This window comes from Paenirhodobacter sp. (genome assembly GCF_050177655.1).
GTDB lineage: Bacteria > Pseudomonadota > Alphaproteobacteria > Rhodobacterales > Rhodobacteraceae > Rhodobacter.
Map to the genome: position 1 here is coordinate 27879 of NZ_JBFXGV010000029.1, position 13872 is coordinate 41750.

The 13872-nt window shown below is 67.5% G+C and carries 16 protein-coding genes and 2 tRNA genes; 3 read left to right on the plus strand and 15 right to left on the minus strand.

Going from position 1 to position 13872, the window contains the following annotated elements; genetic code table 11:
- Positions 1-30: 30 nt before the first annotated feature.
- The 7 genes from AB7U46_RS11365 to hisA form a co-directional block, all read right to left on the minus strand.
- Positions 31-807, minus strand: coding sequence for an ABC transporter ATP-binding protein (locus AB7U46_RS11365; RefSeq protein WP_428337089.1), 777 nt, complete (start codon positions 805-807; stop codon positions 31-33).
- 153 nt (positions 808-960) lie between these two features.
- Positions 961-1407, minus strand: a complete 447-nt coding sequence (locus AB7U46_RS11370; RefSeq protein ID WP_428337090.1) for a TerB family tellurite resistance protein — start codon at positions 1405-1407, stop codon at positions 961-963.
- A gap of 42 nt (positions 1408-1449) precedes the next feature.
- Positions 1450-1746, minus strand: coding sequence for a DUF1330 domain-containing protein (locus AB7U46_RS11375; protein WP_428337091.1), 297 nt, complete (start codon positions 1744-1746; stop codon positions 1450-1452).
- Positions 1743-2045: a DUF1330 domain-containing protein gene (locus tag AB7U46_RS11380; protein ID WP_428337092.1), complete on the minus strand. Its 303-nt coding sequence runs from the start codon at positions 2043-2045 to the stop codon at positions 1743-1745. The genes AB7U46_RS11375 and AB7U46_RS11380 overlap by 4 nt, the downstream gene beginning before the upstream one ends.
- Before the next feature lie 55 nt (positions 2046-2100).
- Complete coding sequence (locus AB7U46_RS11385; RefSeq protein ID WP_428337093.1) at positions 2101-2412, minus strand: phosphoribosyl-ATP diphosphatase; 312 nt, start codon at positions 2410-2412, stop codon at positions 2101-2103.
- Positions 2409-3170, minus strand: coding sequence for an imidazole glycerol phosphate synthase subunit HisF (hisF, locus tag AB7U46_RS11390; RefSeq protein ID WP_428337094.1), 762 nt, complete (start codon positions 3168-3170; stop codon positions 2409-2411). Before hisF ends, AB7U46_RS11385 begins: the two co-directional genes overlap by 4 nt.
- Positions 3171-3339: 169 nt before the next feature.
- Positions 3340-4059, minus strand: coding sequence for a 1-(5-phosphoribosyl)-5-[(5-phosphoribosylamino)methylideneamino]imidazole-4-carboxamide isomerase (hisA, locus tag AB7U46_RS11395; RefSeq protein WP_428337095.1), 720 nt, complete (start codon positions 4057-4059; stop codon positions 3340-3342).
- Positions 4060-4191: 132 nt separating this feature from the next.
- Here hisA and AB7U46_RS11400 point away from each other — a divergent pair, with 132 nt between their 5' ends.
- A complete protein-coding gene (locus AB7U46_RS11400; protein WP_428337096.1) occupies positions 4192-4575 on the plus strand; it encodes a DUF2147 domain-containing protein in 384 nt (127 codons plus the stop codon).
- A 37-nt stretch (positions 4576-4612) separates the two neighbouring features.
- On the opposite strand, the gene hisH is transcribed toward AB7U46_RS11400, so the two are convergent.
- Both hisH and hisB read right to left on the minus strand, forming a co-directional pair.
- Entirely contained in the window at positions 4613-5254 is a 642-nt protein-coding gene (hisH, locus tag AB7U46_RS11405; protein WP_428337097.1) for an imidazole glycerol phosphate synthase subunit HisH, read from the minus strand.
- Positions 5254-5841, minus strand: a complete 588-nt coding sequence (gene hisB, locus AB7U46_RS11410; protein ID WP_428337098.1) for an imidazoleglycerol-phosphate dehydratase HisB — start codon at positions 5839-5841, stop codon at positions 5254-5256. The genes hisH and hisB overlap by 1 nt, the downstream gene beginning before the upstream one ends.
- Positions 5842-6043: 202 nt before the next feature.
- On the opposite strand from hisB, the gene AB7U46_RS11415 reads away from it, so the two are divergent.
- A complete protein-coding gene (locus AB7U46_RS11415; RefSeq protein ID WP_428337099.1) occupies positions 6044-6529 on the plus strand; it encodes a hypothetical protein in 486 nt (161 codons plus the stop codon).
- A gap of 48 nt (positions 6530-6577) precedes the next feature.
- Here the strand turns inward: AB7U46_RS11415 and AB7U46_RS11420 are convergent.
- The 6 genes from AB7U46_RS11420 to AB7U46_RS11445 form a co-directional block, all read right to left on the minus strand.
- Positions 6578-6652 (minus strand) — tRNA-Gly (locus AB7U46_RS11420).
- Between the two features lie 52 nt (positions 6653-6704).
- Positions 6705-6779, minus strand: a tRNA-Gly gene (locus AB7U46_RS11425).
- A 114-nt stretch (positions 6780-6893) separates the two neighbouring features.
- A complete protein-coding gene (locus AB7U46_RS11430) occupies positions 6894-7271 on the minus strand; it encodes an MAPEG family protein (RefSeq protein ID WP_428337100.1) in 378 nt (125 codons plus the stop codon).
- 92 nt (positions 7272-7363) lie between these two features.
- Positions 7364-7879 (minus strand): DUF2314 domain-containing protein, encoded by a 516-nt coding sequence (locus tag AB7U46_RS11435; RefSeq protein ID WP_428337101.1) that lies wholly within the window; start codon positions 7877-7879, stop codon positions 7364-7366.
- A 68-nt stretch (positions 7880-7947) separates the two neighbouring features.
- Complete coding sequence (locus AB7U46_RS11440; RefSeq protein WP_428337102.1) at positions 7948-11382, minus strand: pyruvate carboxylase; 3435 nt, start codon at positions 11380-11382, stop codon at positions 7948-7950.
- Positions 11383-11507: 125 nt separating this feature from the next.
- Positions 11508-13337, minus strand: a complete 1830-nt coding sequence (locus tag AB7U46_RS11445; protein WP_428337103.1) for a trypsin-like peptidase domain-containing protein — start codon at positions 13335-13337, stop codon at positions 11508-11510.
- A 191-nt stretch (positions 13338-13528) separates the two neighbouring features.
- On the opposite strand from AB7U46_RS11445, the gene AB7U46_RS11450 reads away from it, so the two are divergent.
- Positions 13529-13872 (plus strand): glycine--tRNA ligase subunit alpha (locus tag AB7U46_RS11450; protein ID WP_428337104.1); only part of this gene is annotated, 344 nt, incomplete at its 3' end.

Genomic DNA, 13872 nt, shown 5'->3' on the forward strand with positions numbered 1-13872 from the left:
GAGCTTGCTTGATGTTGACTTTTCTTGGTTTTACGCCGGCGCCGTCGCCGACAGGAATTGCTGTAGCCGTTCCGATTTCGGCGCACCGAAGAGGGTCTCGGGCGGGCCCTCCTCCTCGATCTTGCCCTGATGCAGGAAGACGACGTGATCGGAGACATCGGCCGCGAGCCGCATGTCATGGGTGACGAGGATCATCGTGCGATGTTCGTTCGCGAGATCCTTGATCACCTTCACCACCTCCTGCTGCAGCTCGGGATCGAGCGCGGAGGTCGGTTCGTCGAACAAAAGCGCCTGCGGCTGCATGCAGAGCGCACGGGCGATCGCGGCGCGCTGCTGCTGCCCGCCCGAAAGCTGCGCGGGCCAGTTGTCGGCCTTGTCGCCGATGCCGACCTTGGCGAGATATTCGCGCGCGAGCGGTTCGACCTCGGCGCGCGACCGGCCAAGCACGGTGACCGGCGCCTCCATCACGTTTTGCAGGATGCTCATATGCGCCCAGAGATTGAACTGCTGGAACACCATCGACAGGTTGGTGCGAAAGCGCGTCACCTGCGCGCGGTCGGAGGGGTGGCGGCGCAGGCCCTCGCCCGCCCATTTCACCGCCTCGCCGGAGAACAGCACCTCGCCGCGCTGGCTGTCCTCGAGCAGGTTGCAGCAGCGAAGGAGCGTCGACTTCCCCGAGCCGGAGGAGCCGATGAGCGAGATCACCTTGCCCCGGTCGGCGCGAATCGACACGCCCTTGAGCACTTCGAGCGAGCCGTAGCTCTTGTGGAGATCGCGGATTTCGATGACTGGCGCAGCTTCGGTCACTTGGGGCTTCTCTTTGTCCATCCGGTCAAGTTGGCGCGATTTCGGGGGGGAATGCAACGGGCGAGTGACGCCTGACGCAGGGGAGCCGCCAAAATGACAGGCAGATGCCGTGCGAATGGGCGCTGGCGCGGGGCTCTTCGCGCGGAAGGCGAGTCAGAGGCGGCGCGCCTCTACCCGCTGCCGCGCGAGCGCCGAATCGCGGTCGTTCACGCCAAGGAGCGAGGCGGCGAGCCGGATCAGCGCGTCCTCCTCCGGGCTGCGCGCCTCGTCGGCAAGCGCCACGTCCCAAAGCGCCTCGATCACGCCGGCGCGGTCCTCATAGGCGATCTTTTCCTTCAGCGCGCGGGTGAAGCGCACGGTATCGGGCGCGCCTTCCTCGACCACCTCGGCACGGCTGCGGAGATCGGCGGCCTCCCAGGGGCTGAGCCCGCGGCGATTGGCCAGCACCCGCTCGATGCGGATCCGCTCGCTGTCGTCGTAATTGTTGTCGGCGCGCGCGAGCCGCACGAGCAGCGCGGCAAGCGCAAGCTCCGCGTCATCCGCGGTGAGCGGCGCGGGTTGGCGGGGTTCGGCGAGCAGGTCGAGAAGCGCTTTGAACATGGGGATCAGTCTAGCGCCGTCCCGCGGGAGGGCAAGATGCGCTCAGCCGGGCAGGCCGGTCACGATCGCGAGGTCGACCTGCGCCGCCGCGTCGCGCCGGGCGAGCGTCGCCTGATAGCCCTCGCCGAAATAGCAGGCATGCGCCGCGGCAAGCGAGGGGAAGGCGACGATCACGGTATGTGGGCGGATCGCGCCGGCGACCACCTCCTGCGCGCCGCCAAGCGCGAGGATGCGCCCGCCGCCCGCCGCGATCGGCCCGGCCGCGGCGGCGCGATAGGCGGCATAGCCCTCCGGGTCGCTCACGCTGACATGGGCGACCCAATAGGCGGGCACCGTCATTCCGCCCAGCCCTCGACGATGCAGAGATCGGCCACCGAGATCGGCGTTCGCAGCGCCATCGCGTGCTGGTATTCGGGGCTGAGATAGCAGGCGCGGGCGGCCTCGATCGTGGGGAATTCGATCACCACCGCGCGCGGGCGCAGATCGCCCTCGACCACCTCCTGCGCGCCGCCGCGCACGAGAAAGCGCCCCTCGTATTTCGCGAAGGCCACCGCATTGGCCTCGCGATAGGCCTGATAGGCCTGCGGATCGTCGACGGTGACGTGGCCGATCCAGTATCCTTTCGGTTTTTTGTCCATGTCCGCTCCTCCTTGACCTCAAGGTCAGGGCAAGACACGGATTTTTCAAGAGGACTCAGCGCCGCGCGGCCTTTTCGGCAATCCCCGAGGTGCCCTCGCGGCGTTCGAGCTCGGCCAGCACCTCGCCGAGCGCGACACCCTCGGCCGCGAGCATCACGAGCAGGTGGTAAAGCACGTCGGCGCTCTCGTAGACGAGGTTCTCGCGGTCGCCCTTCGCGACCGCCATGCAGGCCTCGATCGCCTCCTCGCCGAATTTCTGCGCGCATTTCTGCGCCCCCTTCGACAGCAGCTTCGCCGTCCAGGAACTGTCGGGATCGGCGCTCTTGCGCGCCTCGATGGTGGCGGCGAGCCGCTCGAGCGTGGTCATGCAAGCCTCACGGGGATGCCCGCGGCGGCCATGTGTTCCTTGGCCTCGCGGATGGTGAATTCGCCGAAATGGAAGATCGAGGCGGCGAGCACCGCCGAGGCGTGGCCCTCGGTGATGCCCTCGACGAGGTGGTCGAGCGTGCCGACGCCACCGGAGGCGATCACCGGGATGTTCACCGCATCGGCGATGGTGCGGGTGAGCGGCAGGTTGAAGCCCGCGCGCGTGCCGTCGCGGTCCATCGAGGTGAGCAGGATCTCCCCCGCGCCCTTTGCCTCGACGGTGCGCGCGAATTCCACCGCGTCGATGCCGGTCGATTTCCGCCCGCCATGGGTGAAGATCTCCCAGCGGCCGGGCGCGACCGTCTTCGCGTCGATCGCGACGACGATGCACTGGCTGCCAAACCGATCGGCGGCCTCGGCCACGACATCGGGATTGGCGACGGCGGCGGAGTTGAAGGAGACCTTGTCGGCGCCGGCCAGAAGCAGCTTGCGCACGTCCTCATGGCTGCGCACGCCGCCGCCCACGGTGAGCGGCATGAAACATTGCTCGGCGGTGCGGGTCACGAGGTCATACATCGTGCCGCGGTTCTCATGCGTCGCCTTGATGTCGAGAAAGCAAAGCTCGTCGGCGCCCGCCGCGTCATAGGCCTTGGCGGCGGCGACCGGGTCGCCCGCGTCGATCAGATTGACGAAATTGACGCCCTTCACCACGCGGCCTTCGGCCACGTCGAGGCAGGGGATGATGCGCGTCTTCAGCATGGGCCTCTCCTTTGGCGCCTTGATAACGCCGCGGGCGCGGGATGGGAAGCGAAAGGGCGGGGGCGCCGCCCCCGCACCCCCGGAGTATTTGGACCAAGAAGAAGGAGGCTTTCATCTTGCCCGAAATACCTCGGGGGAGTCGCCGCAAGGCGACGGGGGCAGCGCCCCCTTACGCCTTCAGCGCCGCGAGCGCCGCGGTCAGATCAAGCGCGCCGTCATAGATCGCCCGGCCCGAGATCGCGCCCGCGATCACGCCGGTGTCGCGCAGCGCGATCAGGTCGGGTAGCGAGGAGACGCCGCCGGAGGCGATCACCGGGATCGTGACGGCGCGGGCCAGCGCCTCGGTCGCGGCGATATTCGGGCCGGTCATCGCGCCGTCGCGCATGATGTCGGTGTAGATGATCGCCGAAACGCCGGCGTCTTCGAAGCTTTTCGCGAGGTCGGTGACCATCACGTCGGTCTCCTCCGCCCAGCCCTTCGTCGCCACGCGCCCGCCGCGGGCGTCGATGCCGACGGCGACCTTGCCCGGGAATTCCTTCGCCGCCTCGCGCACCAGCGCCGGGTTCTCCACCGCCACCGTGCCGAGGATCACGCGCGCGAGGCCCTTGGAAATCCAGCCTTCGATCGTCGCCATGTCGCGGATGCCGCCGCCGAGCTGCGCGGGCACGGTGATCCGCGCGAGGATCGCCTCGACCGCCGCGGCATTCACCGGCTGGCCGGCAAAGGCGCCGTTCAGATCGACGAGATGCACCCATTCGCAGCCCGCCGCCTCGAATTTCGCCGCCTGCGCCGCCGGGTCGTCGCCGAAGACCGTGGCCTTTTCCATCTCGCCATGCAGCAGGCGGACGCATTGGCCATCCTTGAGGTCGATCGCGGGATAGAGGATCATCGGTCTCTCCTTGGTTTTGCGCGTCTTGCCACGCGCGCGCGCGCTTGCCAAGCCTTGCGGCAACGTCACGTCAGGCTTGCCGGGAATCGGGGGCTGTGGCGTTCTGACGTTCAGGGAAACCGGGAGGAAAAGATGAAATCCATTCTGATGGCCGCCGTGTTCGGGCTGGCCGCCACCGCCGCCATGGCCGATCCGATCGAGGGGATGTGGAAGACGCAGCCCGACGACGGCGCCTATGCCTATGTGAAGATTGCGCCCTGCGGGGCGAATTTCTGCGGCACGATCGCGCGCACCTTCAAGGCGGAGGGCGAATACAAGTCCGAGAACCTGGGCCGAGAGATCGTGATCGACATGGCGCCGAAGGGGGAGGGCGCCTATGAGGGCAAGGTCTGGCGGCCCTCGAACGACAAGATCTACATCGGCAAGATCGCGCTTTCGGGCAAGGCGATGAAGCTTTCGGGCTGTGTCGCGGGCGGGCTTCTGTGCAAGGCGCAGAACTGGTCGAAGCTCGACTAAGGCGCGAAACGAAACGCCCCCTCGCGGGGGCGTTTTCTCAGGGCTTCCAGGCGAGGAAATTCGAGATCAGCCGCAAGCCGGTGCGCTGCGATTTCTCCGGGTGGAACTGGGTGCCGACGATATTGTCGCGCCCGACGATCGCGGTGATCGGCCCGGCGTAATCGACATGGGCGAGCAGATGTTCGGGCTTGGCCACCTTGAAATGGTAGCTGTGCACGAAATAGGCGTGATCTCCGGTGGAAATCCCCTCGAGCAGCGCATGCGGCCGGTCGATGACGAGATCGTTCCAGCCCATATGCGGCACTTTCAGCGTCGCATCGGCGGGCTCGATCCGCACCACCTCGCCCGGGATCCAGCCAAAGCCCGGGGTGGGCTCGAACTCGAGGCCGCGCGTCGCCAGCATCTGCATGCCGATGCAGATGCCGAGGAAGGGCGTGCCGCGGCGGATCACCGCCTCCTCGATCGCCTCGAAGAGGCCGGTGAAACGGTGCAGCGCCGCGCCGCAGGCCGGGAAGGCGCCGTCGCCCGGAAGCACGATCCGGTCGGCGCGCGCCACCACATCGGGCTCAGAGGTCACCACCACCGTGCCGCCGCCCGTCTCGCGCGCCATCCGCTCGAAGGCCTTCTGCGCCGAATGCAGGTTGCCCGAGTCGTAATCGACGAGAACCGTCAGCGACATCAGAGCGCCCCCTTGGTCGAGGGCAGCACGCCCACCATGCGCGGGTCGGTCTCCACCGCCATGCGCAGGGCGCGGGCGACCGATTTGAACGCCGCCTCGGCGATGTGGTGGCTGTTGATGCCGTGCACCTTGTCGACATGCAGCGTGATGCCGCCGTTGGTCGAAAGCGCCTGGAAGAACTCGCGGACGAGCTCGGTGTCGAAGCTGCCGATCTTCGCCGTCGGGAAGTCGACGTTCCAGACAAGGAAGGGGCGCGCCGAAAGATCGAGGGCGCAAGCCACCTGCGTGTCGTCCATCGCAAGCGCGAAATGGCCGTAGCGGCGGATGCCCCGCTTGTCGCCGAGCGCGGCGGTGAGCGCCTGGCCGAGCGCGATGCCGGTGTCCTCGACGGTGTGGTGGTCGTCGATGTGCAGATCGCCCTTGGCCCGGATCGTCAGGTCGATCAGCGAATGCCGCGCGAGCTGGTCGAGCATGTGGTCGAAGAAGCCGACGCCGGTCGCATTGTCATAGGCACCGGTGCCGTCGAGATTGATCTCGACGGTGATTTCGGTCTCGGCGGTCTTGCGGGAGATCTTGGCGGTCCGCATGGGCGCTCCTTCTTTGGCTCGGGGGTGTTATAGGCCGGCACCGCCCGGTTGTTAAGCGTTTCGGCACGACGCCGGGCAGGGATGCTGCATCGCCGCGAGGCTGAACCAAAACGTGAACGAAATGCCGGATTCGTTAACCTTTCGTTAACCTTTCGTTAACCATTTAGGCGCCATTTCGGCGGAAGTTATTGCGGAGCCGGGTATGAGGATCATTTTTCTGGAGGAGCGCAGCCCCTGGGCGTTGCATGTGGTGAACCGATTGTCCGCCGCGGGGCACGAGGTGCTGCACACCGCGCGGACGGCTCAGGCGCTGCAGCTGGTGCGCCTGGGCACTGTCGACATGGTGATTGCGACGCTGTTTCCGGGCGGCGCCGGCTCGGGGGAGGAGAACGGGGTGAACCTCGCGCTCGCGGCGCAGTTTCGCAACCCGGACCTGGTGACGATCCTGCTTTCGGATAGCGCGCTGTTTTCGGGCGGCGAGCTGTTCGAGATGCTGTTCTCGCTGCGCTGCGTGCTGCCGCGCCCGGCGCCGGTCGAGGATCTGCTGCAGATCGCGACGCATTTCCTCGATTCCGGCCCGGTCGATTGCGTGGGGGATTCGGAAAATGCGGCGGTCTGCAACCATTGCCTTCTGACCGATGTCTGCGCCCATGCCGAAGAGGTGCGCCAGCAGCGGCTTTGCGCCTGAGGCGGCGGCTGAAAAAACAAAACCCTCCCCGAAGGGAGGGTCTTTGTTTGGAGCGGGCGATGAGATTCGAACTCACGACCCTAACCTTGGCAAGGTTATGCTCTACCCCTGAGCTACGCCCGCACCTGAGCTTTGGTCTTGCGACCCGGGTTTTCGGCCTTGCGGCCTGCCGAACTGGAGCGGGCGATGAGATTCGAACTCACGACCCTAACCTTGGCAAGGTTATGCTCTACCCCTGAGCTACGCCCGCGCTACCGGTTCGGTGGAGGGGGATTTAGGAGATACCGCGCGGGGCCGCAAGAGGAAAAATCAGCCTGAGCGAAATTCCTTGCGCGACCCGGCGCGGTGCCCCCGGGCGCGCGTCTCAGCCGCGCAGGGTAAGCCCGACGGCGAGCGCGGCGATCGCGATCGCGATGAGCGAGAGCAGATAGCCGATGCCGCGCGCCACCTGCGGCCCGCCGAGGCCGAGCCCCCAGGCATGGGCGAAGCGCGCGAGCACGAGCGTCGCGCCCGCGGCATGCAGCCAGGGCGCACCGGCGCCGCCCTGTTCGGCGATCAGCATCAGCACGAGCGCGAAAGGCGTGTATTCGGCGAAATTCGCATGGGTGCGGATGCGGGTCTGCAAGCCGTCGTCCCCGCCGTCGCCCAGCGAGACCCGGGTCTTCACCCGGCCGGTGACGACCCAGATCGACAGGAAGAGATAGAGCGCCGCAAGCGGCAGCGCATAGAGGGCGGTGATCATCGGGGTCTCCTTTGCCGGACGGGGCAACCTAGCGCCGCCTCCGGACAGGCAAAAGGGGGGCGGGGCGATCTTTGCCGCGGTGCGGCGTCACGTCAGCGTGGCATCGGCTCCTCGGCCAGCAGCCCCGAGATCCAGGCGGCCTCGGCCGGGTCCATATGCGGCAGCAGGGCGCGCGTGGTGTAATGGCCGTAGATACGGTCGTCATCCCCGGTCAGCGACCAGTCGATGATCTGCTCCTCCCGGAAACGAACCGGGCTGCCCAGCGACAAGCCGGGCATGAATTCGGGATCGTTGTCGAGCCGCGCGGCAAAGGCGCCGCCGTCGCGGGCGATGCCGCCGACCCAGATCGCTTCGCTGGTCACCTGGGCCGCCTCGGCGGCGTGACCGCTGACCGGGAAGGAGACCTTGAGCGAGAAGGAGGGGGAGGATTCGCCGGTCTCCGGCACCTGCGCGGCAAGCATCTGCGGCAGGCTTTCGCGCGCGGCCGCGACCGCCGCGGCCATTGCGCGGTCCTCCGGGGCGATGGTGATCGTGCTGTCCTCGGCCCGGACGGGGAGCGCAGGGGAAAGCAGAAGCGCGCAAAGCGCGGCAGCGGGCATAAACTTCATCGAAAGACCTCAATGGAAAAGGGCGCGCCCAGTGTGACGCGCCCCTCCGCGAGATCAAGCCGAAAGGCTCACTCGAATTCGATCAGCAGATCCTTCGCGTCGATCTGGCTGCCGGCGGTGACGTGCAGCGCCTTCACCACCGCGTCGCGATCGGCGTGCAGGCCGGTCTCCATCTTCATCGCCTCGATGGTGAGCAGCAGATCGCCCGGATGCACCTTCTGCCCGACCGAGACCGCGACCGAGGCGATCGCCCCCGGCATCGGCGCGCCGACATGGTTCGGGTTCGCGGCATCGGCCTTCGGCTTGGCCGCGGTCGTCGCCTTCACCGCACGGTTCGGCACGCGCACCGCGCGCGGCTGGCCGTTCAGCTCGAAATAGACCTTCACCTCGCCCATCTCATCGGTCTCGCCCGAGGTGACGTAGCGGATTTCCAGCGTCTTGCCGGGGTCGATCTCGACCGAAATCTCGGTCTGCGGTTCGAGCCCGTAGAAGAAGCAGGGCGTCGGCAGGGTGCGCACCGGCCCGTATTGGCGATGGCGGCCCATGTAGTCGAGGAAGACCTTCGGATACATCAGATAGCCCGCGAGATCCTCGTCATCGACGACATAGCCGTTGAGTTCGGCCGAAAGCTTCGCGCGCGTCGCCTCGATGTCGACGGCGGGCAGATGCTTGCCCGGCCGCTCGGTCGAGGCGGTTTCGCCCTTGAGCACCTTCTTCGCGATCCCCTCGGGCCAGCCGCCCGGGGGCTGGCCGAGATTGCCGCGCATCATGTCGACGACCGAATCGGGGAAGGCCATGTCCTTCTCCGGGTCGAGCACGTCGGCCTTGGTCAGGTTCTGCGCCACCATCATCAGCGCCATGTCGCCCACCACCTTCGACGAGGGGGTGACCTTCACGATGTCGCCGAAGATCTGGTTCGCGTCGGCATAGGCCTGCGCGACCTCGTGCCAGCGTTCCTCGAGGCCGAGGCTGCGCGCCTGCGCCTTGAGGTTGGTGAACTGGCCACCGGGCATCTCGTGCAGATAGACCTCCGAGGCCGGCGCCTCGAGCCCGCTCTCGAAGGCGCGATACTGGTGGCGCACCGCCTCCCAGTAGTTCGACATCCGCCGGATCGTGCCGATGTCGAGGCCGGTGTCGCGCTCGGTGTGGTGCATCGCCTCGACGATCGAGCCGAGGCAGGGCTGCGAGGTGCCGCCCGAGAAGGCGTCCATCGCCGCATCGACCGCATCGACGCCGGCATCGGCCGCGGCAAGCACGGTGGCGCCGGCGATGCCGGAGGTGTCATGGGTGTGGAAATGGATCGGCAGGCCGACCTCTTCCTTCAGCGCGCTCACCAGCACCCGCGCCGCGGCGGGTTTCAAGAGGCCCGCCATGTCCTTCAGGCCGAGCACATGGGCGCCCGCGGCCTCCAGCTCCTTCGCCATTGCGACGTAATACTTGAGGTCGTATTTCGCGCGATCGGGGTTCAGGATGTCACCGGTGTAGCAGATCGTGCCCTCGCAGATCTTCCCGGCCTCGACCACCGCATCCATCGCGACGCGCATGTTCTCGACCCAGTTCAGACTGTCGAAGACGCGGAACACGTCGACGCCCGACTTCGCCGCCTGACCGACGAAGAACTGCACGACATTGTCGGGGTAGTTGGTGTAGCCGACGCCGTTCGAGGCGCGCAGCAGCATCTGCGTCAGGATGTTCGGCATATGCGCGCGGATGTCGCGCAGCCGCTGCCAGGGGCATTCCTGCAGGAAACGATAGGCGACGTCGAAGGTAGCGCCGCCCCAGCATTCGACCGAGAACAGCCCCGAGAGGTTCGCCGCATAGGCCGGCGCCGCCTTGATCATGTCGATCGAGCGCATGCGCGTCGCCAGCAGCGACTGATGGCCGTCGCGCATCGTGGTGTCGGTGATCAGCAGCTTCTTCTGCGCCAGCATCCAGTCGGCGACGGCCTTCGGCCCCTTCTCGTCGAGCAGGTCGCGCGTGCCGGGCTTGACCGGACCGGCAAGCGGCGGCAGCCGCGGCGGCTTCGCCTCGGCATGGGGCTTCGCGCGGCCCGTCGTCTCCGGATGCCCGTTCACCGTGATGTCGGCGATATAGGTGAGGATCTTCGTGCCGCGGTCGCGCCGCTTCTTGAACTGGAACAGCTCCGGCGTCGTGTCGATGAACTTCGTCGTGTAGCTCATGTCGAGGAAGGTCGGATGCTTGAGCAGGTTGATGACGAAGTCGATGTTCGTGCTCACGCCGCGGATGCGGAATTCGCGCAGCGCGCGGTCCATCCGGTGGATCGCCTGATCGGGGTTCTGCGCCCAGGCGGTGACCTTGACGAGCAGGCTGTCATAATAGCGCGTGATCACGCCGCCCGCATAGGCGGTGCCGCCGTCGAGGCGGATCCCCATGCCGGTCGCGGTGCGATAGGCGGTGATCCGGCCGTAATCGGGGATGAAGTTGTTCTGCGGGTCTTCGGTGGTGACGCGGCATTGCAGCGCGTGGCCCGAAAGCGTGACCTCGGCCTGGGAGGCGACGCCGGTCGCCTCGGCCAGCGTCGCGCCCTCGGCGATCTTGATCTGGCTTTGCACGATGTCGATGCCGGTCACTTCCTCGGTGACCGTATGTTCGACCTGCACGCGCGGGTTCACCTCGATGAAGTAGAACCGCTCGCTGTCCATATCCATCAGGAATTCGACGGTGCCGGCGCATTCGTAGCCCACCGCATTGCCGATTTTTAGCGCGAGGCCGCAGACCTCGGCGCGCTGCTCGGGGGTGAGGTAGGGGGCCGGGGCGCGCTCGACGACCTTCTGGTTGCGGCGCTGCACGGTGCAGTCGCGCTCGAAGAGGTGGTAAAGATGCCCGTGGGTGTCGCCGAGCAGCTGCACCTCGACGTGGCGCGCACGCAGGATCATCTTTTCGAGGTAACCCTCGCCATTGCCGAAGGCGGCCTCGGCCTCGCGCCGGCCCTCGCGGACCTTCTCGATCACCTCGTCGGGGCCGTTGATCGGGCGCATGCCGCGCCCGCCGCCGCCCCAGCTCGCCTTGAGCATCAAGGGATAGCCGATCTCGGCCGCTTCCTTCTTGATCGCGTCCCAGTCGTCGCCGAGCACCTCGGTCGCCGGGATGACCGGCACGCCGGCCTTGATTGCGACATGTCGCGCCGAGGCCTTGTCGCCAAGCGCGCGCATCGTCGCCGCCTTCGGCCCGATGAAGGTGATGCCGGCGGCGTCGCAGGCCTCGACGAAATCGGGGTTTTCCGAAAGCAGCCCGTAGCCCGGGTGGATCGCGTCGGCGCCGCATTCCTTCGCCACGCGGATGATCTCGGGGATGCTCAGATAGGCGCCGACCGGGCTCAGCCCCTCGCCGATGCGATAGGCCTCGTCCGCCTTGAACCGGTGCAGCGAGAGCTTGTCCTCCTCGGCGTAGACGGCGACCGTCTTCTTGCCGAGCTCGTTCGCCGCCCGCATCACGCGGATCGCGATCTCGCCCCGGTTCGCAACAAGGATCTTGTTGAACATGGCATCACTCCCAACACCCGAATGTTGGGTCGAAACTAGCGTTGCCGCAATGCAGCGCAAGGCAATTCTGCGAAACTGAGCAAATTAACTGACCAATTTCGCCGAGTTTGCAAAGTTCGCTGCCGCTATTTCCAGCAGGCGATCTGCACCGTGAATTTCTGCGCGAGCGCGGAGATATCCTCGGCGGCGAGCGTGCCGGTGCCCTCGGCCGCGGCGGGGGCAAAGCCCTTTTCCGCCAGCACCGGCGCGATCGCCGTGGCCTGCACCGCCTCGGTCAGATCCTCGGGCAGCAGCTTCGCCGCATCCGCCGCGCGCGGCAGCACGACGCCGATCACCGCGCCGCCACCGTCGAGCACCGGCCCGCCGGCATCGCCCGGCAGCGTGTGCACGGCAAGGCGCGCGTGGCTTGCCTCGCCCGCAAGGCCGGTGAGATCGGAAAGCGTGCCGAAGCTCAGCACCGGGGCGGAAAGCGCCTCGGGATAGGAAAAGCCCGCGACGGTGATGTCGGCGCCTGGCCCGATCTGCGCGATCTCGAAGGGGGCGACGGCGGCGGGGGCGACGGGCGTCTTCGGCGTGAGCACGGCGATGCCGAGGCCCGCGTCGATCAGGCTCAGCTCGGCCGGTTCGTCCTCGACGGTGATCCGGCCGCATTGGTCAAGGCCCGCGGCGGCGGTCAGCACCGCGCCCTTTTCGGTGATGTAAAAGCCCGAGCGCGCGAATTCGGGGTGGCGCACGTCGAGGCCCGAGATCAGATCGGCGCGCGGCACCTCCATCGGCTTGCCGAGCGTCGGGTCGAGCGCGGTGTCGCCCACCGGCTTGAACGAGGTCTGCATCGCGGCCAGAACGCGGCTCATGCGCGCGTCCTCGCCCGCGGGCCAGACGAGGGTGAAGCCCTTGATCAGCCCGGCGCTGAGCCGCACCTCGGTCTGCGAATGGATCCGGTCGTTCTGCCCGGTCAGCGTGAAGGAGGTCTTCTCGCGATGCCGTTCGCCCTGCATCGGCACGATCTCGAGCGTCTGCATCGCATCGTAAAGACCGAAGAGCGTGTTCTGGTCGCCCGGTTCGGAAATGAGCAGAACCGAGACGCCCGAGCCGTCCTTCGCGCGATAATGAACAAAGGGCGGGTCGTAATGGTCGAATTCGACCAGCCCCATCGGCAGGTCGATCGCGATCCCCGCCTCGGTCTCGGTCACCGGGGTGAGGCCGAGCGCGGCGCGTTCGGCCGCCACGGCATTCAGCAGTTCCCCCTGCTGAGCGGAGGACAGGACGCCGGTCGGCTCATGGCCCTGCGCCGCCTGCCAGGCGGCGATCGAGGCGCGGGTGCCGCGGCCGAAGGCGCCGTCAAGCGCGGAAGCGTAGAAGCCCTGCCATTGCAGCGCCGACTGGATCTCGATCCGGGTCTCGCGCGGCAGCGCCGCCTCGAGCCGGCGCGAGTCGGCGAGCGTCTCGACCGGTTCGGGCGCGGGCTCGGCCACAGTGGTCTCGGGTGCGGGGGTTTCGGGCGCGATGGTTTCGGGCGCCGCGGGGCTGGGCAGGGCGGTCTGCGGTTCGGCCGGGGCGACCGTTTCCTCCGGGGCGGCGGGCGTGGCCGGATCTGCGGGGGCGGTCAGCGCCGCGCCCACCGGCCAGAACTGGCCGCGGAAGCGGTTGCCGTCGGAGACGTAGCTGTCGGCGGGGATCAGCCCCTCGCGGCGCAGCCGGCGCAGCTCGGTCGTGGCGGTGGCGATGTCGTCGAAGGGGCCGATCGCGATCGCATACCAGCCCGAATTCATCGCGAAACCGGCCAGATCGGGGAAAGTCGTGCCCCAGTCGCGCGCGCGTTCCTGCGCCTTTGCCAGCGAGGGCTGCGCCTCGATCTGCACCCAGCTCGGCTCCGCCCAGCCCGCCCCGGTCCAGACCATGCCGGTGAGCACCGCGCCCACCGTGATGCTGATCGCGCGCGAAAACCGCTTCATCCTTACCCCACCTTCGGCTTGCAAACTCGCGGCACGTTAGCAGCCTGAGCGGCGACGTCACCCCAAAACCGCAGCCCCCGGGCCCGGTTTTTCGCCGCCCGGGCGGGGCAGGGGGCCGGCGCGCGCGCAAGCCCCGTTGACCCTGCGCCGGGGCTTGCCTAGAGAGGGGACGCTTTCATCGAGAGGGAAAGATGTCGACCCAGACCGCGCCCCAGACCGCCCCGCGTTCGTTCCAGGAAATCATCCTGCGGCTGATGACCTACTGGGCCTCGAAGGGCTGCGCCGTGCTGCAGCCCTACGATATGGAAGTGGGCGCCGGCACCTTCCACCCGGCGACCACGCTGCGCTCGCTTGGCTCGACCCCCTGGGCCGCGGCCTATGTGCAGCCCTCGCGCCGCCCGACGGATGGCCGCTACGGCGAGAACCCGAACCGGCTGCAGCACGACTCTCAATATCAGGTGCTGATCAAACCCTCGCCTGCGAACCTGCAGGAGCTGTATCTCGGCTCGCGCGCCGCGATCGGGCTCGGCCTCGA

Bases quoted from the DNA above. Each gene is read 5' to 3' on its own strand.
- AB7U46_RS11370 (WP_428337090.1), bottom strand. From the start codon at position 1,407: ATGTTCAAAGCGCTTCTCGACCTGCTCGCCGAACCCCGCCAACCCGCG.
- AB7U46_RS11375 (WP_428337091.1), bottom strand. From the start codon at position 1,746: ATGACGGTGCCCGCCTATTGGGTCGCCCATGTCAGCGTGAGCGACCCG.
- AB7U46_RS11380 (WP_428337092.1), bottom strand. From the start codon at position 2,045: ATGGACAAAAAACCGAAAGGATACTGGATCGGCCACGTCACCGTCGAC.
- AB7U46_RS11385 (WP_428337093.1), bottom strand. From the start codon at position 2,412: ATGACCACGCTCGAGCGGCTCGCCGCCACCATCGAGGCGCGCAAGAGC.
- hisF (WP_428337094.1), bottom strand. From the start codon at position 3,170: ATGCTGAAGACGCGCATCATCCCCTGCCTCGACGTGGCCGAAGGCCGC.
- hisA (WP_428337095.1), bottom strand. From the start codon at position 4,059: ATGATCCTCTATCCCGCGATCGACCTCAAGGATGGCCAATGCGTCCGC.
- AB7U46_RS11400 (WP_428337096.1), top strand. From the start codon at position 4,192: ATGAAATCCATTCTGATGGCCGCCGTGTTCGGGCTGGCCGCCACCGCC.
- hisH (WP_428337097.1), bottom strand. From the start codon at position 5,254: ATGTCGCTGACGGTTCTCGTCGATTACGACTCGGGCAACCTGCATTCG.
- hisB (WP_428337098.1), bottom strand. From the start codon at position 5,841: ATGCGGACCGCCAAGATCTCCCGCAAGACCGCCGAGACCGAAATCACC.
- AB7U46_RS11415 (WP_428337099.1), top strand. From the start codon at position 6,044: ATGAGGATCATTTTTCTGGAGGAGCGCAGCCCCTGGGCGTTGCATGTG.
- AB7U46_RS11430 (WP_428337100.1), bottom strand. From the start codon at position 7,271: ATGATCACCGCCCTCTATGCGCTGCCGCTTGCGGCGCTCTATCTCTTC.
- AB7U46_RS11435 (WP_428337101.1), bottom strand. From the start codon at position 7,879: ATGAAGTTTATGCCCGCTGCCGCGCTTTGCGCGCTTCTGCTTTCCCCT.
- AB7U46_RS11440 (WP_428337102.1), bottom strand. From the start codon at position 11,382: ATGTTCAACAAGATCCTTGTTGCGAACCGGGGCGAGATCGCGATCCGC.
- AB7U46_RS11445 (WP_428337103.1), bottom strand. From the start codon at position 13,337: ATGAAGCGGTTTTCGCGCGCGATCAGCATCACGGTGGGCGCGGTGCTC.